Annotated in this window: 27 protein-coding genes; 7 read left to right on the top strand and 20 right to left on the bottom strand. The window is 43.4% G+C overall.

What is annotated here, in order from left to right:
- Window positions 1–102 precede the first annotated feature (102 nt).
- Complete coding sequence (locus QXR61_04330) at window positions 103–1,131, top strand: ATP-grasp domain-containing protein (protein ID MEM3757172.1); 1,029 nt, start codon at window positions 103–105, stop codon at window positions 1,129–1,131.
- A 7-nt stretch (window positions 1,132–1,138) separates the two neighbouring features.
- Here QXR61_04330 and QXR61_04325 read toward each other — a convergent pair whose 3' ends face one another.
- From QXR61_04325 to rqcH, 13 genes are all read right to left on the bottom strand, one after another.
- The gene (locus tag QXR61_04325) at window positions 1,139–2,194 is read right to left on the bottom strand and encodes an ATP-grasp domain-containing protein (GenBank protein ID MEM3757171.1); all 1,056 of its coding nucleotides are present in this window, start codon (window positions 2,192–2,194) and stop codon (window positions 1,139–1,141) included.
- A gap of 28 nt (window positions 2,195–2,222) precedes the next feature.
- Complete coding sequence (locus QXR61_04320; protein MEM3757170.1) at window positions 2,223–3,335, bottom strand: KamA family radical SAM protein; 1,113 nt, start codon at window positions 3,333–3,335, stop codon at window positions 2,223–2,225.
- Between the two features lie 105 nt (window positions 3,336–3,440).
- Complete coding sequence (locus QXR61_04315) at window positions 3,441–3,953, bottom strand: GNAT family protein (protein ID MEM3757169.1); 513 nt, start codon at window positions 3,951–3,953, stop codon at window positions 3,441–3,443.
- Between the two features lie 110 nt (window positions 3,954–4,063).
- A complete protein-coding gene (locus QXR61_04310) occupies window positions 4,064–4,456 on the bottom strand; it encodes a 30S processome protein Utp24 (GenBank protein MEM3757168.1) in 393 nt (130 codons plus the stop codon).
- Window positions 4,457–4,461: 5 nt separating this feature from the next.
- Window positions 4,462–5,478 (bottom strand): 4-hydroxythreonine-4-phosphate dehydrogenase PdxA, encoded by a 1,017-nt coding sequence (gene pdxA / locus QXR61_04305; GenBank protein ID MEM3757167.1) that lies wholly within the window; start codon window positions 5,476–5,478, stop codon window positions 4,462–4,464.
- A gap of 33 nt (window positions 5,479–5,511) precedes the next feature.
- Window positions 5,512–6,603, bottom strand: coding sequence for a uroporphyrinogen decarboxylase family protein (locus QXR61_04300; protein ID MEM3757166.1), 1,092 nt, complete (start codon window positions 6,601–6,603; stop codon window positions 5,512–5,514).
- A 48-nt stretch (window positions 6,604–6,651) separates the two neighbouring features.
- Window positions 6,652–8,106 carry an Asp-tRNA(Asn)/Glu-tRNA(Gln) amidotransferase subunit GatA gene (gatA, locus tag QXR61_04295; GenBank protein MEM3757165.1) on the bottom strand — a complete coding sequence of 485 codons (1,455 nt, stop codon included), beginning with the start codon at window positions 8,104–8,106 and terminating at the stop codon, window positions 6,652–6,654.
- Between the two features lie 32 nt (window positions 8,107–8,138).
- Window positions 8,139–8,432, bottom strand: a complete 294-nt coding sequence (gene gatC / locus QXR61_04290; GenBank protein MEM3757164.1) for an Asp-tRNA(Asn)/Glu-tRNA(Gln) amidotransferase subunit GatC — start codon at window positions 8,430–8,432, stop codon at window positions 8,139–8,141.
- 22 nt (window positions 8,433–8,454) lie between these two features.
- Window positions 8,455–8,946: a ribosomal protein S18-alanine N-acetyltransferase gene (rimI, locus tag QXR61_04285; GenBank protein MEM3757163.1), complete on the bottom strand. Its 492-nt coding sequence runs from the start codon at window positions 8,944–8,946 to the stop codon at window positions 8,455–8,457.
- A 35-nt stretch (window positions 8,947–8,981) separates the two neighbouring features.
- Window positions 8,982–10,247, bottom strand: coding sequence for a lactate racemase domain-containing protein (locus QXR61_04280; protein MEM3757162.1), 1,266 nt, complete (start codon window positions 10,245–10,247; stop codon window positions 8,982–8,984).
- 60 nt (window positions 10,248–10,307) lie between these two features.
- Window positions 10,308–11,963, bottom strand: coding sequence for a beta-N-acetylhexosaminidase (locus QXR61_04275; protein MEM3757161.1), 1,656 nt, complete (start codon window positions 11,961–11,963; stop codon window positions 10,308–10,310).
- Window positions 11,964–12,035: 72 nt separating this feature from the next.
- On the bottom strand, window positions 12,036–12,563 hold the full coding sequence (locus tag QXR61_04270) for a nitroreductase family protein (GenBank protein ID MEM3757160.1): 528 nt from the start codon (window positions 12,561–12,563) through the stop codon (window positions 12,036–12,038).
- Between the two features lie 54 nt (window positions 12,564–12,617).
- Window positions 12,618–14,627, bottom strand: a complete 2,010-nt coding sequence (gene rqcH / locus QXR61_04265; GenBank protein MEM3757159.1) for a ribosome rescue protein RqcH — start codon at window positions 14,625–14,627, stop codon at window positions 12,618–12,620.
- A 25-nt stretch (window positions 14,628–14,652) separates the two neighbouring features.
- Between rqcH and QXR61_04260 the strand changes: the two genes are divergently transcribed.
- A complete protein-coding gene (locus QXR61_04260; GenBank protein MEM3757158.1) occupies window positions 14,653–14,919 on the top strand; it encodes a hypothetical protein in 267 nt (88 codons plus the stop codon).
- Window positions 14,920–14,925: 6 nt separating this feature from the next.
- On the opposite strand, the gene QXR61_04255 is transcribed toward QXR61_04260, so the two are convergent.
- Window positions 14,926–15,324, bottom strand: coding sequence for a hypothetical protein (locus tag QXR61_04255; protein MEM3757157.1), 399 nt, complete (start codon window positions 15,322–15,324; stop codon window positions 14,926–14,928).
- A complete protein-coding gene (radA, locus tag QXR61_04250; protein MEM3757156.1) occupies window positions 15,290–16,282 on the bottom strand; it encodes a DNA repair and recombination protein RadA in 993 nt (330 codons plus the stop codon). The genes QXR61_04255 and radA overlap by 35 nt, the downstream gene beginning before the upstream one ends.
- Before the next feature lie 70 nt (window positions 16,283–16,352).
- Here radA and QXR61_04245 point away from each other — a divergent pair, with 70 nt between their 5' ends.
- Window positions 16,353–17,231, top strand: a complete 879-nt coding sequence (locus tag QXR61_04245; GenBank protein MEM3757155.1) for a fumarate hydratase — start codon at window positions 16,353–16,355, stop codon at window positions 17,229–17,231.
- 145 nt (window positions 17,232–17,376) lie between these two features.
- Window positions 17,377–17,547, top strand: a complete 171-nt coding sequence (locus tag QXR61_04240; GenBank protein ID MEM3757154.1) for a TrmB family transcriptional regulator — start codon at window positions 17,377–17,379, stop codon at window positions 17,545–17,547.
- Window positions 17,548–17,709: 162 nt separating this feature from the next.
- Here QXR61_04240 and QXR61_04235 read toward each other — a convergent pair whose 3' ends face one another.
- The 3 genes from QXR61_04235 to QXR61_04225 form a co-directional block, all read right to left on the bottom strand.
- Window positions 17,710–19,158, bottom strand: coding sequence for an ATPase domain-containing protein (locus QXR61_04235; protein ID MEM3757153.1), 1,449 nt, complete (start codon window positions 19,156–19,158; stop codon window positions 17,710–17,712).
- Window position 19,159: 1 nt separating this feature from the next.
- Entirely contained in the window at window positions 19,160–19,567 is a 408-nt protein-coding gene (locus QXR61_04230) for a hypothetical protein (GenBank protein ID MEM3757152.1), read from the bottom strand.
- A gap of 109 nt (window positions 19,568–19,676) precedes the next feature.
- Entirely contained in the window at window positions 19,677–20,213 is a 537-nt protein-coding gene (locus tag QXR61_04225; GenBank protein MEM3757151.1) for a nitroreductase family protein, read from the bottom strand.
- A gap of 171 nt (window positions 20,214–20,384) precedes the next feature.
- Here QXR61_04225 and QXR61_04220 point away from each other — a divergent pair, with 171 nt between their 5' ends.
- Window positions 20,385–22,034 carry a glycoside hydrolase family 32 protein gene (locus QXR61_04220; GenBank protein MEM3757150.1) on the top strand — a complete coding sequence of 550 codons (1,650 nt, stop codon included), beginning with the start codon at window positions 20,385–20,387 and terminating at the stop codon, window positions 22,032–22,034.
- A gap of 25 nt (window positions 22,035–22,059) precedes the next feature.
- On the opposite strand, the gene QXR61_04215 is transcribed toward QXR61_04220, so the two are convergent.
- Both QXR61_04215 and QXR61_04210 read right to left on the bottom strand, forming a co-directional pair.
- Window positions 22,060–22,446, bottom strand: coding sequence for a hypothetical protein (locus tag QXR61_04215; GenBank protein ID MEM3757149.1), 387 nt, complete (start codon window positions 22,444–22,446; stop codon window positions 22,060–22,062).
- Window positions 22,447–22,626: 180 nt separating this feature from the next.
- Window positions 22,627–23,709, bottom strand: a complete 1,083-nt coding sequence (locus QXR61_04210; GenBank protein ID MEM3757148.1) for a phosphate uptake regulator PhoU — start codon at window positions 23,707–23,709, stop codon at window positions 22,627–22,629.
- Between the two features lie 109 nt (window positions 23,710–23,818).
- Between QXR61_04210 and gcvH the strand changes: the two genes are divergently transcribed.
- Both gcvH and QXR61_04200 read left to right on the top strand, forming a co-directional pair.
- Window positions 23,819–24,412 carry a glycine cleavage system protein GcvH gene (gene gcvH, locus QXR61_04205; protein MEM3757147.1) on the top strand — a complete coding sequence of 198 codons (594 nt, stop codon included), beginning with the start codon at window positions 23,819–23,821 and terminating at the stop codon, window positions 24,410–24,412.
- A gap of 87 nt (window positions 24,413–24,499) precedes the next feature.
- Complete coding sequence (locus tag QXR61_04200; GenBank protein MEM3757146.1) at window positions 24,500–25,480, top strand: sulfite exporter TauE/SafE family protein; 981 nt, start codon at window positions 24,500–24,502, stop codon at window positions 25,478–25,480.
- Window positions 25,481–25,509: the final 29 nt, after the last annotated feature.

The following is a 25,509-nucleotide window of genomic DNA, read 5'->3' as shown; positions in this document are numbered from 1 at the left end:
CGACGCCTTAATAAACTTCTCCCCTAGGATCGTAAGAAAATATAAGTGCGTATGTTATTCCAAGGGATAGGAAAAATCGGCAAGCGTATGGGAGTGCAGAGTTTGGCTCTTAAAGTCGGTATAATGTTTAACTCGCCTGTGAAGCCGCTGAGAGGCGAAGAAATAGATTATTTGGCTGAAGAAGAAGTCTTAGATCAAGTAAATGCTGTTCAGGAAGCCCTTAAGAAACTTGATGTTCACTATCATCTCTTTCCCATTAAAGACGATGTGGAGGACGTTGTTAAGGCTCTTAAGTCTTACAAGCCGGATGTGGTCATAAATCTTTGCGAGGGTTTTATGGGGGATAGCAGCTTTGAAATGCATATTCCGTCAATACTTGAAATCTTAAGGATACCATATACTGGATCATCGCCACTAACGCTTGGATTATGCCAAAATAAGGGTCTGGCCAAAGCTATCTTAAAGGCATGTGGCGTATCGACTCCAAACTATTGTATAGCAGCCGGATATGAGGCCGCCCTCGAAGATTTAGAGGGTTTAAGTTTTCCGCTGATAGTTAAGCCGCTGAGAGAAGACGCTAGCATAGGGATATCACGGCGTAGCTTCGTTAGAGATCATGCGGAGCTTAGGAGGCAGATAGAATACATCGTTAATTTATATAGGCAGCCAGCGCTTGTCGAAGAATACGTTAGCGGGAGAGAGTTTAACGTATCAATATTAGGCAATGAGAACCCTATTGTTCTGCCGATATCGGAAATAATCTTTGATTTCAGGGATGAGCCGAAAATAGTTGACTACGCGGCTAAATGGCTCAAGGAAAGCGAAGAGTACACTAAAACTAGGCCTGTTTGCCCGGCAGAATTAAAGGGTGAGGCTAAAAGTAGGGTGGAGAACGCTGCATTAAAAGCATACAAAGCGTTGGGATGCAGGGATTATGCACGGGTCGATATACGCCTCGAAAGTAAAACGGAGACCCCATATGTTCTTGAGGTTAACCCAAATCCCGACATTTCTCCTGAAGCTGGTTTCACCAGATCCTTAAGGGCTGCCGGAATACCTTTTGAGGTTTTCATTAAAAAGATACTTGGCTTCGCCCTCGAGAGGGCTGGTAAAAGTCTCCCGCCAATATGAAGGTATATCATGGGATCTTCACTAAATGCTTATTTTTGAAGAGATCTTGAAGCCCATATCTCTTTAAGGCTTGCCAGAGAATCGTGCAGATTAATTGTTCATACGTGAAGCCGGCTGCTCTAGCCGCCTCAGGCAGGCATGAATGGGCGTCCGGATCCGGTATCAAACCGGGCAGCGGATTAACCTCTAAAACTCTCGGCGTCCCTTCCGCATCTAACCTCATGTCTATACGGCATATATCCCTACAGTTTAATATCTTAAAAGTCTTAATGGCTATCTCTCTTATTTCTTCGTTAAGTTCCGGAGGAACCTCGGCTGGGCACCTAAATATATCTAGAGGGTTCTCGGGCGTATCCCAAACCCATTTAGCCTCATAAGAATATATTGGGCTCGCCTCCTTTGGCAGCTTACCGAGCTGTATTTCAACTATTGGTAAAACGAAGGGCTCCTCGTTTCCTATTAATCCGACGGTAAACTCTCTGCCCGGCATATACTCTTCAACAATAGCTGGCTGATGATAGGTTTCTATAACCCATGAAACCTGTCTCCTAAGGCTTTCCTCATCTTTAACAAGAGAACTGTTTCTAATTCCCTTACTTGAGCCTTCAAGCAGAGGTTTAACAACTAATGGAAAGTTTAGGCTACCTTCAAGTTCCTCATCAGTCTGCTTAAAAACTTGGAACCTCGGTGATGGTACTCCATATGCGCTTAAAACTCTATGCGTCATGGCTTTATCTAAGCATATGGCTAAAGTCGCCGGCCCAGAGCCGGTGTAGGGTATGCCAAGCATCTCCAGTATGACCGGTATATGGGACTCGCGGCTTTCGCCGCGCAGACCCTCAGCAATATTAAAAACTATGTCCGGCTTACATCTGCGCAGCTTTGCGTAGGCGTTCTCGTCGGCTTCAATCTTTATAACCTTGCATCCGCCTGAGGCTAAAGCCGACGCTATAGCGTTAACAGTGCTCTCATCATCGAACTCCACATAATAGTCTTCCGGTAAACCCTCGTGTTCGGCAACTTTCTTCCTGAGGTTATATGTTAAGCCAACCCTTAGAACCATATGAATCAGCCAGCCGCTCCATGATATTTCATGGTATTACAGCACTGGCGCTTGTAGACTTTGATCTAAACAGAACCCCATTATTCTCGCTTTCCACCGGCACTTGCGGGTAAACAAATATTTTTCCTTCATAATTTCTCAAAACTACTTTCTCATCATCCATTGAGAGAATATAGTTTGGCTGAAGTGGGATTTTTCCTCCTCCGCCAGGCGCATCTATAACGAAGCGCGGTATGGCTAGTCCAGACGTCCATCCAACCAGGCTTTCAAGTATTTTAAGGCCAACTTCAACCCTCGTTCTAAAATGATATGTTCCCTTAACAAGATCCATTTGGAATAGGTAGTATGGTCTAACGCGGATCTTAAGCAGCTTTTGGACTAGGCTCTTCATGACTTCAGGGTCATCATTAACACCCTTTAAAAGGACAGATTGATTCCCGAGGGGTATTCCGGCGTCAGCTAACATTCCGCATGCGCGCTCGCTCTCTTCAGTTATCTCATTTGGATGCTCAAAGTGAACGTTCACATATAATGGATGGTATCTTTTGAGGATCCTGCATAGTCTTGGGGTTATCCTTTGGGGTAATGTGCATGGAACCCTTGTACCTATTCTCAGTATCTCGATGTGAGGTATTGCCCTAAGCTTCTTCAATAAGAAGTCTATTTTTTCGTCAGGCAACATGAACGGGTCTCCGCCAGAGAGAAGCACATCTCTAATGCTTGGATTTTCACGGATATATTTGATCTGCGCCAGGTAGATTTCATCCGAGAAACTTATGGAGGGTTTACCAACCTTCCTTTTCCTAGTGCAGAACCTACAGTATGTTGCGCAGCTGTTGGATACGCACATCAGTACCCTATCCGGATATCTGTGCACTAGACCCGGTACGGGGCTATCTCCCTCCTCATTTAATGGATCCTCTTGTCCATAGGGATCCTGAAGTTCAAGCGGGCTTGGTATGCACTGCCTCCATATTGGGTCGTCAACATATTCTATAAGATCAAAATAGTATTTTGACACAAACATTGGGTACCGCTCAGCGACTGCCTTAATTGGCCTAATGTCAACGTTAAATTTCTCTAGAATCTGCTCTGGTCTAGTTATACTCTTTTTAAGAATATTTTTCCAGTTCTCTCCCATTTTCTATTTCGCGCGCTCGCTGTAGCACGCTTTGGTGCTACAAAGAGTAATGTATGCATTATAGGACAGTTATTTAAAGTTTTCTATCGACATTTTTTGACATTATTAGAGATGCAGCGAATAAACGACTTCATTGTGATAATCGCCATCCTTGAAGATCTTTCTTTTCCTCACTTCCTCAAGCTTAAACCCTAGTTTTTCAGCCACATGTCTCATAGCACTGTTCTCCTCAAGCGTCTCTATGATAAGTCTTCTAATACCTCTTTCTTTAGCAAGTCTTATAGATTCCCTCACTAGGTTTGTCGCTATCCCCTTACCCCAGTAATCCGGGTGAACACTTATGCCTATACTTGCAATCTGTCCATCATCATCCATACGCCATAAAGCTAAGAAGCCAGCTACACACCCGTTAATCTTTGCGACTAAAACGTCAACTCTGTTATTGCCCTGAAGATCGCTAAAGAATCTCTTATACTCTTCAATCTCCTTTTCAAGCTCCTCATCGGCATACTCAACAAGCCACTTTTTAACCAGCGGGTGGCGTTCGATATTAACGATTTCTTTGATCTCCTCGTCCCTTAGAGGGCTTATTTTAGCATTAATAATTTCAAGTTTCAAACCATCCCTCCAGGGACAAAAGAAGGAAATTTAGAAGCGATATTAAAACTTTGCTCTGAGAAGAACTTTAAAATGTCACCATAATTTATTTAAGTAGGATTAAATGAAGTTCAAACATATCCATTAATTTGTAAAAAAGAGCCTTGCCTAAGAAAAATAGTTGCTATATTATTTTCCCTCAGTTTTCTTCTAAGGATCCTATCGTTCGTCGCAACCATACAATTTTTCTCTTTTGCGATTCGCAGCAATACATCATCATATTTCTCTTCGGGTTTAACATCAACCTGTATAATTTTGCATTTCTTAGCTATTTCCATGGCGAGTAAGGCTTGTCTCTGAATTTTTTCAGAGCCCTTAGCTGACAACTTTTTAAGCTCCTCTATTGTTACTGAGAGAACTATTGGTTCAAATCGTCCAATTAAACCTTCGACTTCGCTGAAAATATCTATCTTAAATTGGATTGGGAGAAAAAGGAAATTCGTGTCGAATATAACTTTTCGCATTTATCTTACCTTACATCTGGAGAATAGATTTTTGAGAGTTTTGCAGCCAATTTTATGGCTTCAACTAAGCTCTTGTGGCTCGCTAACCCTTTCCAAGCAATATCATACGCTGTCCCGTGATCTACCGACGTTCTTATAAACGGGAGACCAAGAGTTACAGCAACTGTGCCATAAAAATCTAGGGTCTTTGCAGCAATATGCCCCTGATCATGGTAAAGCGATAATACAGCGTCATATTTTCGTTCTAGCGCCTGATGAAAGACGCTGTCGGCTGGAACCGGGCCGACAACATTTAAACCCATGCTTTGAAGATCCTTTACCGCCGGAGCTATCTCCCTGATTTCCTCGCTGCCGATTAAGCCCTCGTCGCCAGCATGAGGATTTAACGCGGCCACAGCTATCTTCGGGTTGTCTACTCCAAGCTGATGAAGTGCCTCCTTAATTTTCAAAGTCATGCCGATTATCTTCTCCTTTTTAACCGCCTTCACAGCCTCAATTAACGGCACATGCCTAGTTAGAAAAAAGATACGCATACCCTTAACCCAAAACATTGTCAAGGGTTCTTCAACTCCGCATAAAGCCGCTAGGATCTCTGTGTGCCCGACATGCTTGCTGCCCGCCATATTTATAGCCTTTTTATTTATTGGCGCAGTAGATATCGCGGAAACTTCTCGCCTTAAAGCGTATTCCACCGCTTTCTCGATATACTGTATTGAAGCTCGCCCCGATACCGCGGAGGCTTCTCCAATAGGCAGATTCCTCAGATCTACGTTACTAAGATTAACAAGATCGATTAAGCCTCTTTCGCCTCTAGCCTCTCTCGGGGAATCTATAATTCTAAAATCAATATTTAGCCCTAAACGTTCACTAACCCCTTTTAGTATAGACATGTCGCCTATAAGAACGGGTTTACATACTTTGAGCACACTGGGTTCAAGCGAAGCCTTTACAGAGATTTCAGGACCTATGCCCGCTGGGTCTCCAATGGTTACTCCGATGATTGGTCTCGCCGACCTATTCACGCTGTCAACCTCTAGGGGAAAATGAATGATTAGCTAAATGTCCCTTCTGCCAATCCAATCGCGCTTCTTCTTAAGATAGACCAAGTAGGTTTGGTAGGAGACTTCTGGCGGAACTCTGTGGTCGACTGTTGGTATATATCCGCCCTCCTTAAGTAGGGGCGTGAGCCTCTCAAGCTCTTTCTCTATTCCTTTTTCGCCGCTCATTAAAGCGAACTTATTTACGCCACCCATGAGGAGGAGCTTATCACCATGTTCCTCTCTAAGCCTATAAACATCGGTGTAACGGGCTTCAAGCGGAAACATGCAATTTATACCCGCTTTAAGCCATCCTGGCACAAGCAGACTTATGTCGCCATCGGAATCAAGAATATTTACGTGAACACCATACTCTTTTAGAACCTCAGTAACCTTTCTATACCTTGGAACCATAAACTCCTCAAAATGCTTAACTGAGAGTAGGGGTCCGCGGCTATAGCACATGTCCTCCCACCATGTTGCGAAGTCGACTTTAACATCCCTAAGGGCCCTGCGGATTATCTTGATCCATAGATTAACGAGGGTATCCATCATCTCAGCGACCCAATCTGGGTCTCTATAAAATGCTATTGATATTCTCTCAACGCCCATCCAGTTCCTCAGCCAACCGTAGAGGCTCCCAACATTAATACCTAACGGGTAATCCCGCTCCCTATAGCTCTCAACAACCTCATCCCAATTTAATGGGAAGCGGCCGGGTGTATCAGGGTCAAAGAAAGGTCTCAGCTTTTCCCAGTCATCTCTATTTTTCAGTGGATGGCGAATGTAATGTGGGACAGAGGAAGAGGCGGTGGTCTTAATATATATGCCACCCATACCATCGTCAACTATGGCCCTATCCTTCTCTTCTTTTATTATCCTTTCCGGAAGCGTTGGCCATAGGCCGGTTCTAACGGGTAGCATCTCAATGCAGTCCCATCCCTCAAGCCCTAAGTAAAGCTCTATATCCCTGTTGGTCTTCTTTTCTACGGGCAGTCCCTCCTTATGCCATCTGTCGATTGTTTCAGTCCAGTAACCAAACTCGTAATCCGGAGCTCTATCAACATCCTTAAACTCAAATGTTCGGAGAAACCTCTCTCTATGATTCAAGGATTAACCCTCCAAATTCGGTTATGGTTAAGGAAGTAATAAAACCTTTTATAATATAGGTCTTTTCCCAACGACGCCAGCGTTTCTTTCAAGAGCAAAAGAAATTTTTAGGAGCGTCTCTTCGCGGAGCGGCCTGCTAATAACCTGTAAACCTATAGGCAAATTACCTTCAAACCCACATGGTATAGATATGGCTGGATAACCCGTTAAGTTAGCTGGAACAGTTAGCACATCACACATGTATAAAGTTAATGGATCCTGTATTTTCTCACCTATGTTGAACGGTGGCAGCGGCATCGTTGGCCCGATTAACGCATCAAATTTTTTGAGGGCTGCTTCAAACTCCCTTCGGATTATGGTTCTAATTTTAAGCGCCTTAAGATAGTATTGCTCGTAATAGCCCGCCGATAAAGCGTAGGTTCCAAGCATTATTCGCCTCTTAACTTCAGCCCCGAACCCCATACTTCTATTCTTAGCATAAATCTTAGACCAGTCAGCATCGTCATGTTCAACCCTAAATCCATATCTTAATCCATCAAATCTAGCTAGGTTAGAGCTCGCCTCAGACATAGCGATAATATAGTAGGAGGCCAACGCGTACTCTAAGCTTGGCAAAGAGAGCTCCTCATATACGGTGCCTAAATCCTCAAGCAGATGGATGGATCTCCACACATGTTTTTTCACGGAGTCTTCAACCCCTTCGCCGAAAAACTCTTTGATTAATCCAAGTTTTAAGCCCCTTACATCATCCGTAATATTGCTGAGATACTGCTCTAAGGGAACGTTCAGCGACGTGCTGTCTCTCGGATCGTATCCGCCTATCACTGATAGAAGCAGCGCGCAGTCAAGGGTGTTTTTCGCCAGCGGGCCTATCTGCTCTAAACTATTGGCGTAGGCTATCAGCCCATAGCGGCTTACTAAACCGTACGTGGGTTTTAGCCCTATAACTGAGCAGTAGCTGGCGGGGCATCTTATTGAGCCACCGGTATCAGAACCTAAGGCCAATGTGGCCTCATCGGATATTAGGGCTGCCGCGCTCCCACCGGAAGAACCGCCCGGAACCTTAGTTAAATCCCAAGGGTTTCTAGTGGGCCCAAAGTAGCTGGTTTCTGTGGTTGAGCCCATCGCGAACTCATCCATGTTCGTCTTGCCGATTATTATGGCGTCTTCACGTTTAAGCCTCTCAACAACGGTGGCATCGTAAGGCGGCACAAAATTCTCAAGCATTCGTGAGGCGCATGTTGTTCGGACCCCGAGCGTGCATATGTTGTCCTTTACCGCTATGGTTACGCCAGCTAGCTTGCCAATCTTCTCTCCTCTACTTATCCTTTTATCAATATCTTTGGCTTTCTCTAATGCCTCATTGATTGTGACCGATATGAAGGCATTTATTTTGCTGTCGACTTCTGAGATCCTCTCAGCTATTGAGTTGACGTATTCTTCTGCCGTGGTCTCCTGCCTTTTTATTCGCTCAACAACATCTATTGCTAATAGCTCACGCAGTCTCGTAGGAAGCCACTCTCCGCTTAAAGAGCCTAAATGATTCTAGGCGATTTAAAGAAGTTTTCTTCCCTTCTCGGAGCATTCTTTAAAACGCTTTCTTTAGGTAATGGTTCCTCAGCCTCATCCTTGCGAAAAACGTTTACTAAGTCAAAAACGTGGTAGGTGGGCGGTATACCCTTAGTATCAACACTATCAATTTTTTCAAAAAACTCAAGAATCCTGTTAAATTGCTCGGTGAAAAGATTCTTTTCTTCCTCGGTTAACTCTATATGCGCGAGCTCAGCTATATGTTCAACCTGGTCTTTAGATATGCGCGCTCCCCTCATCGTCAAGACCTCTAACTTTACTTCAAGGCATTTTTATACGCATTAAATAGGCGTTTTCCCCATCGGCATAGTATCCTCTAATAACTTTCTCAATCTTAAAGCCAACCTTCTTATATAGGTTTATTGCCGGCGTATTGCTGACCCGAACCTCCAAATAGCATTCCTTTATGCCATAATAGTTCATCATTGATTGAAGGGCTTCTTTGAGTAGGGTTTCGCCAATCCCTTTCCGCCTATGTTCCGGTAAAACAGCTATCGATATAATGTGTCCTTTCTTAGCTAAGCCGAAACCGGAAAAACCGCTTTCGATGCGGCACATTATGTAGCCGACAACCTGATCGTCTTTCTCCGCAACTATGAAGGTTTCTGGAAAACTCTTATATAAGTCGATAAAGAAGTGAGTTGAATAATTTTCCGGAAGGCAAGTCCGATTTATATACATCACTTGATCTAAGTCTTCTAGCCTAAATTTCCTTATCGTGTACGTGTTCTTCACCTCAATTAGCAAAATCAATTAGTTAAATTACCATCTAAAAATTGTTTCTCCTTCTAAGCCGGTTTAGGTTCCATTTCTTTCACAACAGGAATAACCAGGTTTCCATGTAAGATAACTGAAACATTGAGTTTTCTCTCAAACTTATTTGAAGCATGCTTTAGGGCTTCATTCGCCACTCTAAATATTTTTAGCCTCGGCACTTTATTAGCATAGTGATCCGGTATAGCTGAAACCATTAGTACATTAGCCTTCCTTAAAGCCCTCATAAACCGATAAGCTATAAAACCGCTCACACTAAACTTTTTTCTCAAATCCTTCTCCAAGGATTCCACGTCATCTCTCAACTTCTCTATTATCTTCTGTATTTCAGCATCTCCATATCCCTCGGAGCATTCAGCAACAAGTATGATAACACCATTTCTCTTGGTGACTTTAAGAGCATTTTCTAGGCAACCACAAGCGCTAAAAATGCTTCTGTCAAACCGTAAACCCCCCGGGCTAACAACAGTTATATCGGCTAGCTCTTCTACTTGAACCTTAAAGAGCGAGTCAACGAGCTTAATGCATTCAAGTGTTGTTTCCTCAAAATTCCCTGCAAAGAAGCCAACAGCGTCCCCCCTCACATTTCTAACAACCTCTATACTGAAGTCAACACTTATTGCCCGTGAAAAACCAGCAATCCTTCTAAATATTGTTTCCCCAGCATCCTCAGCGATGAGGGCTGGCGCCAAAATATCCTCAACAGTTTCCATGTTAGATAACCCCAAGGCGACCCCGCATCCACCATAATTATAAAGTGTGTAGGGGTTGGGTTCGAAAACGCTCCCAATTATTTTAATGGATGATTCAGCGAAGTCCCTGTTCAAGTAAGCTTTTATTTCACCTTCTGCCTCCCCAACGTAAACGCTATCGCTCGCGTAATGATCATGCACCTTAACCTCTACCCCGAGGGCGGAGAACTCATCCCTGATCTGACCGAGCACGCTGGGTTCTTTCGGGGTAAAAGGATTGTAGGCGAGAATAACTGTTAAATCGTCGCTTTTCAGCCCAGATTGGGAGAGTTCACCCATTATTGAAGAGACCGTTAACTTAGACAACGATAAATCCGGCATATTTAAGACCAGCGCCACCTTGTCGCCAGGCTTAACAATGCCTGATAATCTCTTGGATCCAATAGGGTTTCTGAGGGCTCTCTCCACCTCTTCCTCCAATTTTTCTAAGCCATCTTTCTCCTGCGCCCTAACGATGCTGCGTAGATTCTCGGCGGGAACCCTAACGCATACTTCTGTTGCGCCGTAAGGGAGCCAAACGTCAACCAAGGGTTTATCCCTTCCAAGCCCGCTGACGCATGCCCGGACTATGCTGCCCAGATGACCATGCTATGGAAGACCAGCATCCAGTTTGCCAGCCATACCCCAAAACCTTTCAACAATCCTCTCTAATCCTTCAGGCTTCCTCTCCTCTAGCCACAGGCTCACGTAAATATTTGATAAAGTGATGAAGTCTGAGACCTTTGCTTCTCCTTCAAGAATTTTTATCCCGAGAGCCAGCAGTTCTCTTATGAAACCTAAGTCTTTAGGCAGCCGAATGCCCTTAATCTCCTCAAGCATCTTCTTCCATTCCGCAAGGATCCTCTTTTGCTCATCTTCTGGAAGCCTCCTATACCAATAGTCTCTAAATATGACGTGTTTTATGACGTCTGAAAATTCTCTTTTTCCAAAAAGGATTCTGGATCTAAGGATTTCATCGTTCTCGCCACTGATTGCAAGCCATTTTCTCTCCCAGTTTCCATGCCCCTCGGCGAGCTCCATCGCAGCTAAGATTAGCGGATCTAGAAGCGAGAATAAACATTCCTCTCTATCATCGCCCCAAGCTGTCACTAGGAAGCCTTCTATATTCTCTTCCGCCGCCGCCAAGAGAAAGTTTCTTAAGTTTTCTATGGCTGAATCAAAGTTCGGATAGTATCTGTTCCAATTAGAGAGACCGGGGCAAACTATCTGCCTCAGATTTCGGTCCTTAAAGATCTTTATCTTGTTTTTAAAATATTCTATTGAACTTGGACTATAATCCCAGTTGGCTATAAGTGATTTCCCCCATATGTCGCTCTTCAGGATTTCACTCCACTTCTCCGCTTCTTCTCTGAGATACATGCCTGAGATCATGTCGCCCCATAAAACCGGCTCTTTACCTCTCCTCAAAACCCTACTAATCATTTCTTTATGGTGTACTTCATATAGCCGCGGCCCCTCGAAGACCCATGTTCTATTAAGGCTTCTTCCTCTTCCAAGAGCCCATGTTTCGTCTCCGCCCACATGGATGTATCTGGCTGATGGGAAATAATCGATAGCTTCCTCGAGAAGCCTATAGGCGAATTCCCTGGCCTCATCATTGCTTAGGTCTAAGCAGCCTTCTCCAGGATTATGCCATTCACTAAATTTTCGGAATTCAGGTAACGAAAGAATGTTTTCCATATGGCCGGAAAGTTCAAGCGATGGGAAAACCTCTATGCCCAGTTTGTCGCCGTAATCTATGATCTCCTTCAATTCCTCTTCAGTTAGCCTACCTCTATGTGCGCCTATTTGCGGGTAGCTTCTCCATGGAAATAAATCTTCAAAATATATGGCGAAGTAGTTGTATTTGAGCAAGAATAGAAGGCGCAGTATCCTCTTAAATGTTTCAACTTTTGGAACCCCTCCCCTAGCTATGTCCAGATGATAACCCCTAAACTTAAACTTGAAAGACTCTTCTGCCTCAATTTCAGGTAAATAGCCCTTTCCCTGAATGATTAATTGTATGAGCGTTGCGTAGCATATGTTTTGGGCACCACATATGGTGACCTTTCCCTCCTCAATCTTTAGTTTGCTCTCCTCATCTACTCCCTCAACTGTAGAGATGACCCAATCGCCCTCAGGGACAGCGAACTCGGCTTTAAGGAAGCTTGGGAAACTTGAGAACCCGTTGAAGGCGAACCATTTTCCAGTGAACTTCAAGCGCTTTGGCTCAGGAACAATAAAAACTTCTCTATCTGCTTTCATAGAGGAATTCTATATTGTTATTGGAAAATAAAAGTTTCTAAAACTACTAAAGAGGCCTTAGATAGGCCCTTTTTACTCTTGAAACCTATCTACGGAAACTATTTCCGGGAGCGGTTTTCTCGAATCCGGCTCTCTAAAGCTCTCGTCTTTCGGATAGCCTATTGGAGTTACCGCTACAATGTTCCATTCTTCAGGCACATTTAAGATTCTTTTCAACTCATCGTTATTGAACGCTCCAATCCAGCATGTTCCCAAACCCTCTGCTCTCGCCGCTAAAATTAGATGGGTGAAGGCTATGGAGACATCGACGAGCATGCTGAGGTCGCCCATATATCCACCTCTATTGTAATGGATGTTGCGTCCACAAGCCACGATGACGACCGGGGCTTCAGCTATAAACATCTGTCCGCTACAGGCGGCCGCCACCTTCTTCTTAATCTCTTCATCTTTTACAACTATAAACTTCCATGGCTGACGGTTTGAGCCGGAAGGAGCTATTCTAGCGGAATCTAAAACCTTCATTAAAACATCATCTGGTATTGGATCGGGTTTATAGGATCTTATGCTTCTACGAGTCCTAATCACATCATAGAAATCCACTTTATGGTCCCTCCAACTAGGATACTTAACTTTCACAAAAGATAAATCCTTTACTCATCTATTACTAACTATCCTTCCCATACCTGACGGTATGAAGGCTTGGATCTCCTCCAATGGAATCTTCAGTATCTCTTCACGCTTTTCATGAGGAGCCATATCCGCCAGCATCCGCCTAACCTCATTAGCAAGTTTCCCGCTTGGCACACTGCCGGGGAGAATTTTCACATAAAGGTTTGTCTGCTTAGCTATGGCGCTGGTCGGCCCGCCAATAACCTTTAATCCATCGTCATCTTTAACACCTATAGACACCTCAAGCGGAACATTCCTAACGTAGTTTCTAGATCCATAAATCATGAAGGAGCCTCTTGGAAGATATTCTCCCGAAGGCGGACTTTTACTAACCTGTTCAGGCTTAACCCAATAAACGTCTATGGCGCTGATCTGCTCCCTCCACGCCCGCGAATAGGAAGCTGTGAATTGAGCCGCCTCATTGATCGTTATTTCTGTGGGCGTTTTGCCTTGGGTTTTAATGAGAGTGAATGGTGAGCCAGCTATATCCGCGTGAAAAACTACGTCGTAATCCTCCATATATTTTCGGATCAAAACCTCGTTTGTCGCCGCGTCCCTCCCACCTATAACGAGGAAGCCTTCAGAAGAAAAGAACCAGCGGAACTTCTCGAACCATTCTCTCTTCCTCTTAAGCGGTGGAGGCTTTAAGGCTTCTTCAATTCTCTTAACGGCTTTAACTTTAGCTTCCTCAATCTTTGCCACGGTCTGTTTAATAGCTTCCTCTAAGCCAATAATCTTGCTTTCAGCCTCCTTCGCCATATCATAATATCTTGCAGCGTTCTGCTGCGCCGACATTTTAAGATTTAAATCGAACATCTGCCCGTCTACCAACATTTGAAGAGTTAAAGTTTCAGGCTTCAGAGAAACAAAGTAAATTGAAGGCGAAATAAAGTTCTGTTTTTCTTCTAGTAGGATCCTCTCTATTTCTTCCCATCTCCTGCCCATCCTTTTTTCAGCCATAACCCTGTTTAACAAGGCGTCAACCTCGTAGAGATGGCTGTATATCGTGTCTCCGATTCGGCGATAGGTTTCGGCTTTATCCTTTAACTCCTGTAAATTCCTTTTTTGGCCCTCAAGTATTTTCTCCAATTTAACTATTTCCTGCCTAGCAGCATCCTCCGCCTGCTTAGCTTTTAACTTAACTGAAAACTCCGCGTAATATTCATCAAGGGCTTTATTGAAGGTTTCAACCTTCTGAACATGTAGATCAGAATACTTTTTTAGTGGGAATGGCGCAACATCAATCAGATCACCCTCTCTGCCGATAAATATGCATGGCTCATAGTCTCCCCGCTCAATACGAGTCATCAGACCTTTCACGCTGTGGAAAATAGCGTTTAAGTCGGTCTCGTCAAGCAGGGAGCATGTCTTGTTTTTATCGACTCCCGCCATGAGGAGAACCTCTTCGGCATAAAATCCACCTATATCCAGAATTCTTGTTAACCCTTTAACAACCTCTAGCTGACCAAGCTCCTTAATTTTGTTAAGATCCTTTAGGTTTAGATCTTTAGGGCTTATACCTCTTCTGGGAGGATACTTGAATGTTTCACCCCTCAGAATACTTCTATCCTTCATCCTCCGATAAGTCAAGGCGTGCAAAACTTTGTTTTCTGGGTCGACAAGTATGATGTTTCCTTTATCAAATAGTTCGACTATAAGACGATAGTTCTGGCCACCGCACTCAATGAAAACCTCAATTATCCTTTCGAAATCATATTGCGCAACCTCCTTAATTATGCCGTTCTCTAAATATTTTCTTAAAGCCATGCAGAAGCCCGGCGGCTTCTTAGGCTTCTCTAAATCATATGAAGTTAAATGAATTCTTCTACCAGCTTCAACCAAAAGCTGAAGAAGCTCGCCTTTCGGGTTACGAAGATTTAATAGTAAGATTTTATTATTTATCTGGTAAATCTTAGCGATTCGGGAGCCCTTGATGATCTTGTTGAGCTCCGCAGCTACGGCTGCTATATCGAAGCTATTCATCTGCTCCTTCAAATAATCACCAGAAGGTAGATGTTGAATGGAGCCTTTAAACGTTATCTATTGGATTAAGGTTGCCCTTGGAGCTTTAGTGGGAGCTTTATGTGTGCTTCTAAGAGTAAACAACATATTTAGTGGAATAATGCTATGCGTAGCAACTTATCTTGTGAGCGATAAAATATTAAGGCAGATATTTATCGCGAAAGTCAATAAACTATCAGATATCACTAAAACTGGTATAGGCATATATATTGCCTCGTGGATCTTCTTTTGGGTTCTTCTATACACCATAATGTATTCTCACTAGACACGATTATTTTTCTTTCAACCTCAGTTTTCTAAGCGCAAAAAGCATAAACTCTGATAATGCTGAGAAATATCCCCTATCATAATCAGAGTGAAGATAATCCATGGAGTTCTCCAAAAACTCACTATGATACCTTTTCAGAGCATCCGCATCGCTCAGATTAAGGTTATTTAAAAATGTGTTTTGATCATTCGACTTATACATTAATATAATGCCTTTAAGCGCCTGAATAAAGCCGGCGTCAAATTCGCCTTTAATATTATCCCTAAAATTCACCTCTATCTCCTGTAGAGTTTTTTCAGCCTCGGTTATCTTCCTATTAACTATAAGGTCAAATATGATATTTAGAGACTGATATGGAATAGGTGTTTTATTCCCAGCTAAACCTGTCTTCTTCAGCGACATCTTCTATACCATTCTCAGTTATTTTAAATAGGCATTCGCCTTCTGGAAGATGCGGGCTTGAGACTAGGCGCGCTATTCTTACAGGGCCTTTGGAGCTCTTCCTTAAGAAAACTCTTGTGTGGCTTGTGTGAGCAACTATGTGCCCACCTATAGGTCTTATCCCTTCGGAGAAGAAGGCTTCAGGACTTGACATAACTTGGTTGGTTACTAAAGCAACTGCGTTAAAAGCTCTCGCCAGCCTAATAAGCTTATGCATATGCTGATTCAGCTTCTGCTGTCTCAAAGCCAAGTTTTCCCGGCCAATATATTCGCTTCTAAAATGCGCTGTTAAAGAATCAACGACTATCAAGCGTATATTGTTCTCTTTTATTATTTTATCGGCGTTCTCGAGCAGAAACATCTGGTGGTCAGACGTATACGCTTCAGCCCAAATAATGTTCTTAACAACCTTCTGGGGATCTAATCCTCTAAACTTAGCCATCTGAACTATTCGCTCAGGCCTAAAAGTATTCTCAGTATCTATGTATAGGGCTCCTCCATCTAACCCTCCTTTCTCCGGAGGCAGTTGAACATTAACGCAAGCCTGATGAGCAATCTGACTTTTTCCAGATCCATATTCGCCGTAAAACTCTGTTATTGTTTGGGTTTCAAGTCCCCCTCCTAACAGCTCGTCTAGCTTTTTGCTCCCTGTCGTTAATCGGAGCACATTTTGCCGTCTTTTAAGGATCTCGTCTGCGCGTATAAATGACAGCGTTATGGAGGAGCGCGCCGCATTAATTATTTCAAAAGCCTTTTTATCGCTTATGCCAGCTTGCTCAAGTTCGCGTATTGTTGCCATGGCTAGAGACTCAACTGTGTTGAAGCCTAACTCACGCAGTTTCTCAGCCAACGATGGAGTTACGCCTGGAATCTCCTCAATAGTTAGATACCGTTTTCTCTCTAATTCGCTCTCATACATTCTTCTTCAATTATATTTTGTGGGAAAGAGGTATTTAAATTAGGAGATTAAGGGTTTATGGTGAACAGCTATGGTTAGCTGCTCATTAATTGAGGAGGTGGCTCTAAAGCTTTTGGAGCTCGCGGCCATAAGATTGCCGGATGACGTTAAGGAGGCTCTCCAGAAAGCTTATCACGAGGAGAAGAGCCCTCTTGGAAGACTACACCTTCAAAATATTCTTGAGAATATACGTTTGGCTGAGAGAGAAAATATACCTGTCTGCCAGGATACTGGAACGATCTCGTTTTACTTGAAGGCGGGTTCGAGATTTAGGGGTTTAGGTAAGGTTGAAAAGGCTTTGCGCAGCGCTGTGAGAAAAGCAACTTTAAGCATACCGCTTAGACCAAACGCTGTGGATTTTCTTTCAAATGTGAATTCGGGGGATAATACTGGAAGGTATCTTCCATATTTATGCTGGGAGATTTTCGAGGGAGACTGCCTTGAAATCACGGTGTTACTTAAGGGAGGGGGGTCAGAGAATGCTTGCGCATTAAAGATGATGAATCCAAGCGAAGGTTTAGATGGATTAAAAAAGTTTATTGTGAAGAGCGTCATAAAAGCCGGTGGGCTTCCGTGCCCGCCGACAATTATAGGTGTTGGTTTAGGCGGTGGGGCGGATATAGCCATGAGCCTTGCTAAAAAGGCTCTACTTAAACCATTGGATGAAAAGCCCGAAGACGAGAGGATAGCGAGTCTTGAGAAAGAGCTTCTTGAAACCGTAAATATGACTGGCATAGGGCCAATGGGTCTTGGCGGAAGCATAACGGCTCTAGCGGTGAAGATCGAATGCGCCCATCGGCACCCAGCATCATATCCAGTAGCGGTCGCTTTCCAGTGCTGGGCTGCGAGAAAAGCCGCCGCCCGAATTCTTTCGGACGGTGGAGTAGATTATTTAACTCACAAGGTTTAAAGGCAAATTTAAGCCCTAATAAAATGAAATATATAAGCTTTACAGTGAATTGGAAAGAACAGTAAAACGGCGGTTTCACATTTTCAGCGTAAAACATTTATTTATTTGATTCATAAAAACATTATGAGAAGGGGGTGGTGATTGGTTGAGCGTTAAAAACAAAATAGTTGAGGAACTAAAGTCCGGCGTAAAGACCGTTGAGGATCTTGTTAAAGCCACCAGGTCGAAGCCTGGTATAGTTAAGGGGCAGTTAACAAGGTTAATTAAGGAGGGGAAGGTTGAGAAGACGCCTGACGGAAAATATAAACTTAAGTAGACCTCTACATCTTCCTTCTATCTATTTTCCCTATAATTTTTGAGTTTAAGTATTCGCGTTTAATGTTCCTTTTTGAGAGTTTCATCTACCTATCATCTAGAGGCGGAAGATCCCGCGAAAAGCGAATCGGGCTATTGTCTAAATTATCTTTATCCCCTCTTACTAAGTTATTTGTGTGAGTCTTGGCATAGCATAGCCCATTGAAGTGTCCATTTCTAGCACGTGTATGTTTGTTCTGGGCTTTACGCCGTGGACTAGGACGGCTCCATGCTCCCGTGTGATCTTTAAGTGTATGTCCGCTGTCGCTGAGAGTATCTTAGCCAGCCTCGGGTAGCCGGGCTTAAGCAGCACTATGCCTAGACCATCAGTCTCCCTTACTCGCGTAGCGTAGGTTCTAATGGCTGAAATAGTCTCTCTAACCCCATAATCATCTATTAGAGTGTCCACGCCAATAACATGCAGTATTGGCTGGCTGGTGCTCTCTATTAGCTCCTGTTCACCCTTCATATATTTTGCATAATCCTCATCAATGCTCTTGCCTCCAAATGCTATAAGATATGGTTTGGACTTAAATCCGGGGTATTCTTTGACGCATATTCTTAGGAGCCTGTTCACCTCATCTATTGTTAAGCCATACTCCTCAACCCTTTCAAATATGAGGCTGGTGTCTACACCCCTAGATGGAACAATGATTACGCCTCTACCCTGAGTAATGAAGTTGCAGGCTGTTACGGCAGCAATTAAGTGGTATTGCAGCGTTGAGATCTGCTCACCTATATCGATCAAGACCGTCGAGCCCTTTAGGTAGCCCCCTCCAAGCATCTCGTCTAGGTCTGGTGAGCCTGTTGAGAAGTATTCTTCTGTATCTGGCTGAGGCTGAAATCTGGATGATTTCTTAATTGGCTTGGGTTTGAATGGTGGGAAAACTTTGAAGCCGTCTTTAAGCGTGAAGACTGCCTGAGTTTCAGCTATTGGTGTTCCCCTCATCTTAAGTAATTCTAGATCCCTTAGGAGCCTTCCATCTAGCCTAGTTCTCCTGAGCAGGATTATGCCGTCGGCGACAAACTCCTCTATGCCTAAACCAATCCTCTCTTCCCCATGCGGGGTCTCCACTATCAGTATTGTTGTGCAACCCATGAGCCTAGTAATCTTACTTAAAATCGTATGTAGAATAATTCTGGCTTCATGGGTCTCCTTAAATGCTTGAGCCAACGCTGAAAAGGAGTCTAATACTAGGCGCTTAGCTCCGATGTTACTCGCCTCTTTAAACATAGTCTCTAGAACTGTTTGGACAGCTTCTCCTCTAACGGTCAGCATGTCTAGGAAGCGGAATTTGCCTTCTTTTTCCAGCTTCTCAAAATCTAGGCCTAAACTGAGCATGTTCTTAAGGAAATTTTCTCGGTTCTCCGCAAAGCTAACGTATATGCCCTTCTCTTCACAATTAACTGCGCCATGGTAAAGGAATCTAGCTGAGAATATTGTTTTGCCTGTGCCGGGGTTCCCAGCTAAAACTATTAGGCTGCCTTTGGGGAAACCTCCATTTATAAGATCATCTAAGCCGCTTATGCCGCTTTGAGCTTTACCGGCGCAACCGGCGCCTTCAACATTCACTTTACGCACTTCTATATTTATGCGCTTCAGCTATTTTTCTCATAAAAGAGCGCACTTCTTCTATCGCCATCTGGTCGCCATCACGTATAATCTCTAGGAAGTGTTCTGGGCTCATGTTTAAACCATATTCCCTATTGATCCCCGCCACCAGAATATTGATTAGAACCCTAGCGCCTACGCCGAAGATCCGCTCCATCTCGCAATAGACGGCTTTGGGATCTTCCCAGAAAGCATTGAATGGGTCGCGACCTAAACCTTTATGTAGAAAGAATAACACTGCTTCACTAGCGGATTCTCCGAGACTAAAGCAGAGAATTCTCTTAGAAACGTCACGAAAGACCTCAACAGTAGAACACGCAGCACTGACGCCCAAAAGTTTTTCCACCTCTAAAATATCATACTCTCTCATAATGCTCCTCAAAATACTCATAATTTAGGCTGCTTTAAGTAAATTTTATGAATTAATAGTCCATATTTATAATCTTATATTTAAAATTCCATATGGAGATTTGATAGTTTCATTTACTTAAAAATTTTCCGCCAAACTCCTCAAAGCCAACTATATCTTCTAAGCTTTTACGTCTTCTAATTAAGTGGATCATCCCACCCTGAATGTCAAGTTTGTTACGCGGGTATCCTAGGGCAAGTAATGCAACCACCCGGTAATCGCTTGGTATTTTGAGCAGATCTCTAACCTTATCCTCATTAAAGCTGCCAACCCAGCATGTTCCAAGCCCCTCGGCTGTCGCAGCCAAAACCATGTTTTGCATAGCTATAGCGACGTCAACCATAAACCATTTTGGAGAAGCCCTCTGGTTTCCACAGCCAACGATGACGACAGGCGCCTCCTTTAGAAAGCCCGCGAAAGGCGCTTCGGCAAGCCGTCTTCTTTTCTCGGCATCGGTCACAACTATAAAGTGCCAAGGCTGAATATTCCCTGCGGAGGGCGCAAGCCTAGCTGCCTCTAAAATCTTCTTCAACATTTCCCTAGGGATAGGCATCGGTTCATAGGCTCTAACCGAACGCCTCTTCTGAATAGCCTCAAAAACATCCATGCACAGCACCAAACAGAAGATAATCGTTAAGACGAAGATTAATCCTTTGCTGAGGTAAAGATGACAGATTATGAAAACTTCTTGAGTCTTGGGTAATGAAGAAAGCCTTAACTGTCTCTAAAACTATGTCTGTATTAATGCATTGAAAAACATAAAGTTCTGGGGATTAAGTTGAAGGCACAATTCGAAATCACTATTTCGGGCAGATACCTGCATTTACCAGTTAAGGTGGGCGCCCAGCCGCTAAGGCTGAGATTGCTCTATATGAATAAAGTGGTGCGAGAGTTTGAGATGAAGTTCGCTTATAAAGAGCCTGATTTCTGGGTGTTCTGGGTGTTCTCGGATGTCAGCATTTATAGAGGTAGAAGAATTGTGGTTGAGATCGAGGATTCAAACTTTCCATATAATACCGCGGATCATATAATTCAAAGTGACCATTTAGATAACAGATTATACCCAAACCTATATAGGGAGCCATATCGCCCCCAATTTCACTTCACGTCCCGTCGCGGATGGATTAACGATCCTAATGGGCTCGTGTATTATGGAGGGGAGTACCATCTTTTCTATCAGCATAACCCGTATGGATGTAAATGGGGTGATATGCATTGGGGACATGCCGTTGCCACAGATCTACTTCACTGGAAAGAGCTGGGCGAAGCTCTCGAACCCGATGAGATGGGAACAATATGGTCTGGCTCAGCTGTAGTAGACTGGAAGAATACGGCAGGCTTCCAAACATGCGACAAGCCTCCCCTAGTGCTTATCTACACGTCAGCCGGAGATACCTCGCCTCTGTCTAGAGGGAAGCCCTTTACGATATCTATAGCATATAGCAATGATTCGGGCAGAACATGGACAAAATATGAGAAGAACCCTGTGTTGCCTAATATTGTTGGGCAGAATCGTGATCCGAAAGTGTTTTGGCATGAACCATCTCAACAATGGGTAATGGTGCTTTACCTAGACAAAAACGATTATGGACTATTTTCTTCACCGAACCTTAAGGAATGGGAGGAACTATGCAGAATAACTATCCCTGAAGCCAGCGAATGCCCCGACATGTTTGAACTGCCAATCAATGGAGATCGATGGAGCAGTAAATGGGTCTTCTGGGTTGCTGATGGACGATATGTTTTAGGCTCATTTAATGGAGAGAAATTTGAGCGAGAGACAGAGCCGCAGAGACTATCTTGGGGAGACAGCTACGCCGCCCAAACTTGGAACGATATACCGCCTGAAGATGGGCGGAGGCTCCAAATAGCATGGTTAAAGATTAAAAATGGGGCGCCAAACATGCCTTTCAGTCAACAAATGACCTTTCCGTGCGCGCTTACGCTCCATAAAACAAGGGGTGGGCTACGCTTATTTGGAGAACCAGTTAAAGAGATTCAGAAACTACATGGTAGAAGACTAGTTAAAGAGAACTTTTATCTTTCAGGTAGAATGGATTTGACAAAAGGATTGAGCAGCGACCTTCTTGACGTACGAGTAGAATTCCAAATTGAGGCCGGATCGGAGTTCGGTCTTATTATACGAGGGATACCGGTTACGTATAATGTTATGTCAGAAAGAATTACTTGTCTAAATAGGAGCGCACCCCTCAAGCCTAATGACGGGAAGATTCGACTACAGGTTCTTGTGGACAAAACATCCATAGAGGTATTCGGCAATGATGGGGCAATAATACTTTCGGTTGGAGCCATCTTCGATAGTTCTGATAGGTTGCTGGAAGCTTACAGTAGAGGCGGAAAAACCAAGGTTAAGCTTCTAGAGATATACGAACTCAGCTCTGTATGGCGAGAACAAGACGCTGATTAATCTAAAGGATTATGAGGTGCCAAAATCACTTTTGTACTGTTATTTCTAATACTTGGTTATTACGTTTTACAGTTGTTTTATTCATGTTTGGAGGATCTATTGGAAGCTTAAACCTTTGGCCCTTATTAACCCATATCTCCACGTAATCTTCACAGGGATGAAACTCGATTTCCTGTCCTCCGAATGAGAAGCGCATGAGGATCTTCACTTGTTTTTCATCTTCAAAAACATCTACTAGGGGTTCCTCCCATTTATCACAGTCTCCGTAAACCTCAACTGTATACTTTTTCTTTAACATACTTTCGATAGGTTCGGGCTTTATTTGCGGTTCTTCATCCTCAATTATCTTTTTAACCAAAACTGAGCAGAAAACGTTTATATTCGATAACGCCTCCTCAAAACTATTGCCCATAAATTGTTTCCCTCAATTAATACTTTATTTACTGCATATATTTTTCCTTTTCTAAGTTAAGTTTAACGCATAAGAAGAACATGCATGTTTTAAGAGCCTTCAGCTGTGAGTTTAAGGTTATCTACGCATGTCTTAATTGCTTGGATGAGTAACCATGCATAAGAGGGCATGTGCCAGCGTCTATCTTAACTCAAATCTTGATGGTTTAGGTTGCACTAAAACATGCTTGACTATCTCAACTATGCCCTCAATATGCTTACTGTGCTCCAGCAACGCCTTATTTATCGCTATATCGGCGCTTATCCCTCCGACGTTCGCTATATTGGCTAAACCTGAAACTATGGCCCTCAAGTATGGTATCTCTGGCAGCTCATGCATCAGTCTCTCAGCTCCATCTTTAAGAGATCTTTTCATCTCAAGCACGCTGTTAGCGAGCTTAATATCGCCCGTAAAGATGCAGTCAATAGCCCTCTGGAAAACAGTCTGAACCGCCTCACCCAACTCATAAATCTTCTTTATCATGTCTTCGCTTATCCTATTTCTATATGTTTTGAGGGCCAGCACCTTTTTCGCTATATCCTCAGAGTAATCGCCTATTAACTCTAAAGACTGGAATATTAAGCGTAAAGCCGGTATAAGAATTATATCCGTTATACCCATTTGCTCGGCTAAAGCAGGTTTTCTCTGCACATAGAGAAGTAAACGAGTAGCCAAGTAGTAAATTGTGTCAGCTTCTTCTTCACGCTCAATAGCCTCCTTAGCTAAAGCCTCATTATTCTCTAAGAGCGCTTGCATAGCCTCAGAAAGTATTGTCGAAACAACAAGGGTTAATCTTCTAGCCAACATGTCTATCTTAAATCTCGTTGGGTCTAATGAGCACTGCAGCAATACGCTGTTCGATGTTTCCTCAAGTATGCCTAAGCCAATAAGCTTACGTACGATCCTCCGGACTTCATCTATGTGTTCTTTCTCTATACGGTTTGGTGATACGATTCTGATGACGTTTCGCCCAAGAATATAGCCGCCAACGATTATCCTCTCAAGCATACCATGCTCATCGCAGGCATCAGCGTTAATCACGTATTCTTCCTCAACTTCTTCTTGGCGCATGGACTGGCTTGGAACTATCCTCAATGCTCCATCTTTCTCCGGCAAAATGAAGACTAAATCGCCGGGTTTAATGTTATTCTCCTTTATCCATTTATTTGGAAGCGAAACTGTTATTGTTGAGCGGCCAACCTTCTGTAGCTTTCTACTCTCCAACCCAGCTCACCCGGAATATACGATATTTACCAATCATTATTTTATTTGCATTAAATATATATCTTTCGCTTGCATTATATATCACTCAAGTGTAGTGGAGGCGTAGTATATGCCAAAATGGAAGACCGTGAGTATAAGGCAAGAATTAATAGATGAGGTTGAAAAGGCCGTTAAAACTGGAAAGTATAGAAGTATATCGGAGTTCGTTTCAGAGGCTATAAGATTACGCCTTGAAGAAATAATGCGCACCAGAGGGGTCCCAGCGGAGAAAAGAAAGGAGGTCCTAGCGACCATTAAAGAACAGTTGCTATACACTCCGAAGCATACATGGGCTCAAATAACTCCTGAAGGAAATATACGCGTCGGGCTATCTGATTACGCTGCTAGGCACTTGAAAGGCATAGCCCACGTTATGACTGAGCCGGCTGGAAAAGAGGTTAATAAAATGGAGCCGATAGGTGTCGTTGAAACATGGATGTTCATGTTCGATATCTATGCGCCAGTTAGCGGCAAAATAGTTAAGGTTAACGAGGACTTAAAGAACGAACCACATCTAATAAACGAAGACCCGTATGGCAAGGGCTGGATTCTTGAAATCAAACCCAAGAACTCCGTGATTCTTGAGGAGGAATTGAACGATTTATTGGGCGCCAGAGAATATAATAAGTGGGTAAATAAGCTAGAGGGTAGGCTGCGCGAGTAAAAGAAAAGCCGGAGAAACTTTACATTATCCGGCTATTTCCCCTAATCTTTATTTTTATTATTTTGAAGCTCTTTATAGCAGGAGAAAATGTTGGTACTGGATTTAAATGTAGGTGTAAGTCTCTGCTTAATCGCTATGGGCTTTCTCGTAGGGATTCTATCCGGTTTCTTCGGTTTCGGCGGCGGCTTCATTCTCACACCGTTTCTAATTAGCCTAGGTTTTCCAGCCAGCACGGCTGTCGGGACAAGCGTTACCGAGATATTTATGTCATCTATTGTTGCATCGTTAAGGCATAAGCGCTTAGGCAACGTGGAGGTGAAAATAGGCTTAATTATTGCTCTTTCCTCAGTTCTCGGAACAGAAATTGGGGCGCAATCAATTGAGCAACTTAAGAGGATCAACACGCAGTTCATGAATTTCGCGGTGAGTCTGGCTTATATCCTAATTTTAATTCTAATCTCCACATACATGGTTTATGAGGGCTTAAACCCTGGTCGGGAAAAGAGTCCCGAAAAGAAGCCTTTATGGTTTAGGATTCATAAGCTTAAAATCCCGCCGCTGATCACGACGTCGCAGCCTGATGCAAAGCCAATATCAGTATGGATGGTGGCAGCGATCGGCTTTATTGGCGGTTTATCAGCTGGTTTTCTAGGCGCTGGTGGAGGTTTTATACTGGTTCCGCTGCTAATCTATATAGTTGGCTGTAAGCCGTCGGTTGCCGCTGGAACATGCATTTTCGGAGTACTGGTGAGCTGCGCGTACGCGTCTTTAACTCATACGCTCAAGGGGAACGTTGATTTTATATTGGCAATTCTAATCTTTGTCGGTTCCTCGATCGGTGTGCAGATCGGCTCTTCAGCGACCAGACGAGTAAAGGAGGCTAGCTTTAAATTAACATTTGGCTTATGTTTAGGCTTCATTTCTTTAAGCGTCATAATGAAACTGGTTTCCAGTTTATATGGAGTATTTATCCTCGCTATCTTATCACAGATAACTATATTTTTAGCGGTTTTCATCATAGCTTCTTCCATAATTTTGCTTTCTGTACGCGGGGCTCCAAAATCTTGAAGTAAGTATTATATAAGCGCGTGAAAATA

Source organism: Candidatus Bathyarchaeia archaeon, assembly GCA_038882715.1.
GTDB lineage: Archaea > Thermoproteota > Bathyarchaeia > Bathyarchaeales > DTEX01 > DTEX01.
This window is presented reverse-complemented; position numbering and strand designations above follow the sequence as displayed.

Bases quoted from the DNA above. Each gene is read 5' to 3' on its own strand.
- QXR61_04325 (MEM3757171.1), bottom strand. From the start codon at position 2,194: ATGGTTCTAAGGGTTGGCTTAACATATAACCTCAGGAAGAAAGTTGCC.
- QXR61_04320 (MEM3757170.1), bottom strand. From the start codon at position 3,335: ATGGGAGAGAACTGGAAAAATATTCTTAAAAAGAGTATAACTAGACCA.
- QXR61_04310 (MEM3757168.1), bottom strand. From the start codon at position 4,456: ATGCGAAAAGTTATATTCGACACGAATTTCCTTTTTCTCCCAATCCAA.
- gatC (MEM3757164.1), bottom strand. From the start codon at position 8,432: ATGAGGGGAGCGCGCATATCTAAAGACCAGGTTGAACATATAGCTGAG.
- QXR61_04275 (MEM3757161.1), bottom strand. From the start codon at position 11,963: ATGAAAGCAGATAGAGAAGTTTTTATTGTTCCTGAGCCAAAGCGCTTG.
- QXR61_04260 (MEM3757158.1), top strand. From the start codon at position 14,653: ATGGAGCCTTTAAACGTTATCTATTGGATTAAGGTTGCCCTTGGAGCT.
- QXR61_04255 (MEM3757157.1), bottom strand. From the start codon at position 15,324: ATGTCGCTGAAGAAGACAGGTTTAGCTGGGAATAAAACACCTATTCCA.
- radA (MEM3757156.1), bottom strand. From the start codon at position 16,282: ATGTATGAGAGCGAATTAGAGAGAAAACGGTATCTAACTATTGAGGAG.
- QXR61_04245 (MEM3757155.1), top strand. From the start codon at position 16,353: ATGGTTAGCTGCTCATTAATTGAGGAGGTGGCTCTAAAGCTTTTGGAG.
- QXR61_04230 (MEM3757152.1), bottom strand. From the start codon at position 19,567: ATGAGAGAGTATGATATTTTAGAGGTGGAAAAACTTTTGGGCGTCAGT.
- QXR61_04225 (MEM3757151.1), bottom strand. From the start codon at position 20,213: ATGGATGTTTTTGAGGCTATTCAGAAGAGGCGTTCGGTTAGAGCCTAT.
- QXR61_04215 (MEM3757149.1), bottom strand. From the start codon at position 22,446: ATGGGCAATAGTTTTGAGGAGGCGTTATCGAATATAAACGTTTTCTGC.
- gcvH (MEM3757147.1), top strand. From the start codon at position 23,819: ATGCCAAAATGGAAGACCGTGAGTATAAGGCAAGAATTAATAGATGAG.
- QXR61_04200 (MEM3757146.1), top strand. From the start codon at position 24,500: ATGTTGGTACTGGATTTAAATGTAGGTGTAAGTCTCTGCTTAATCGCT.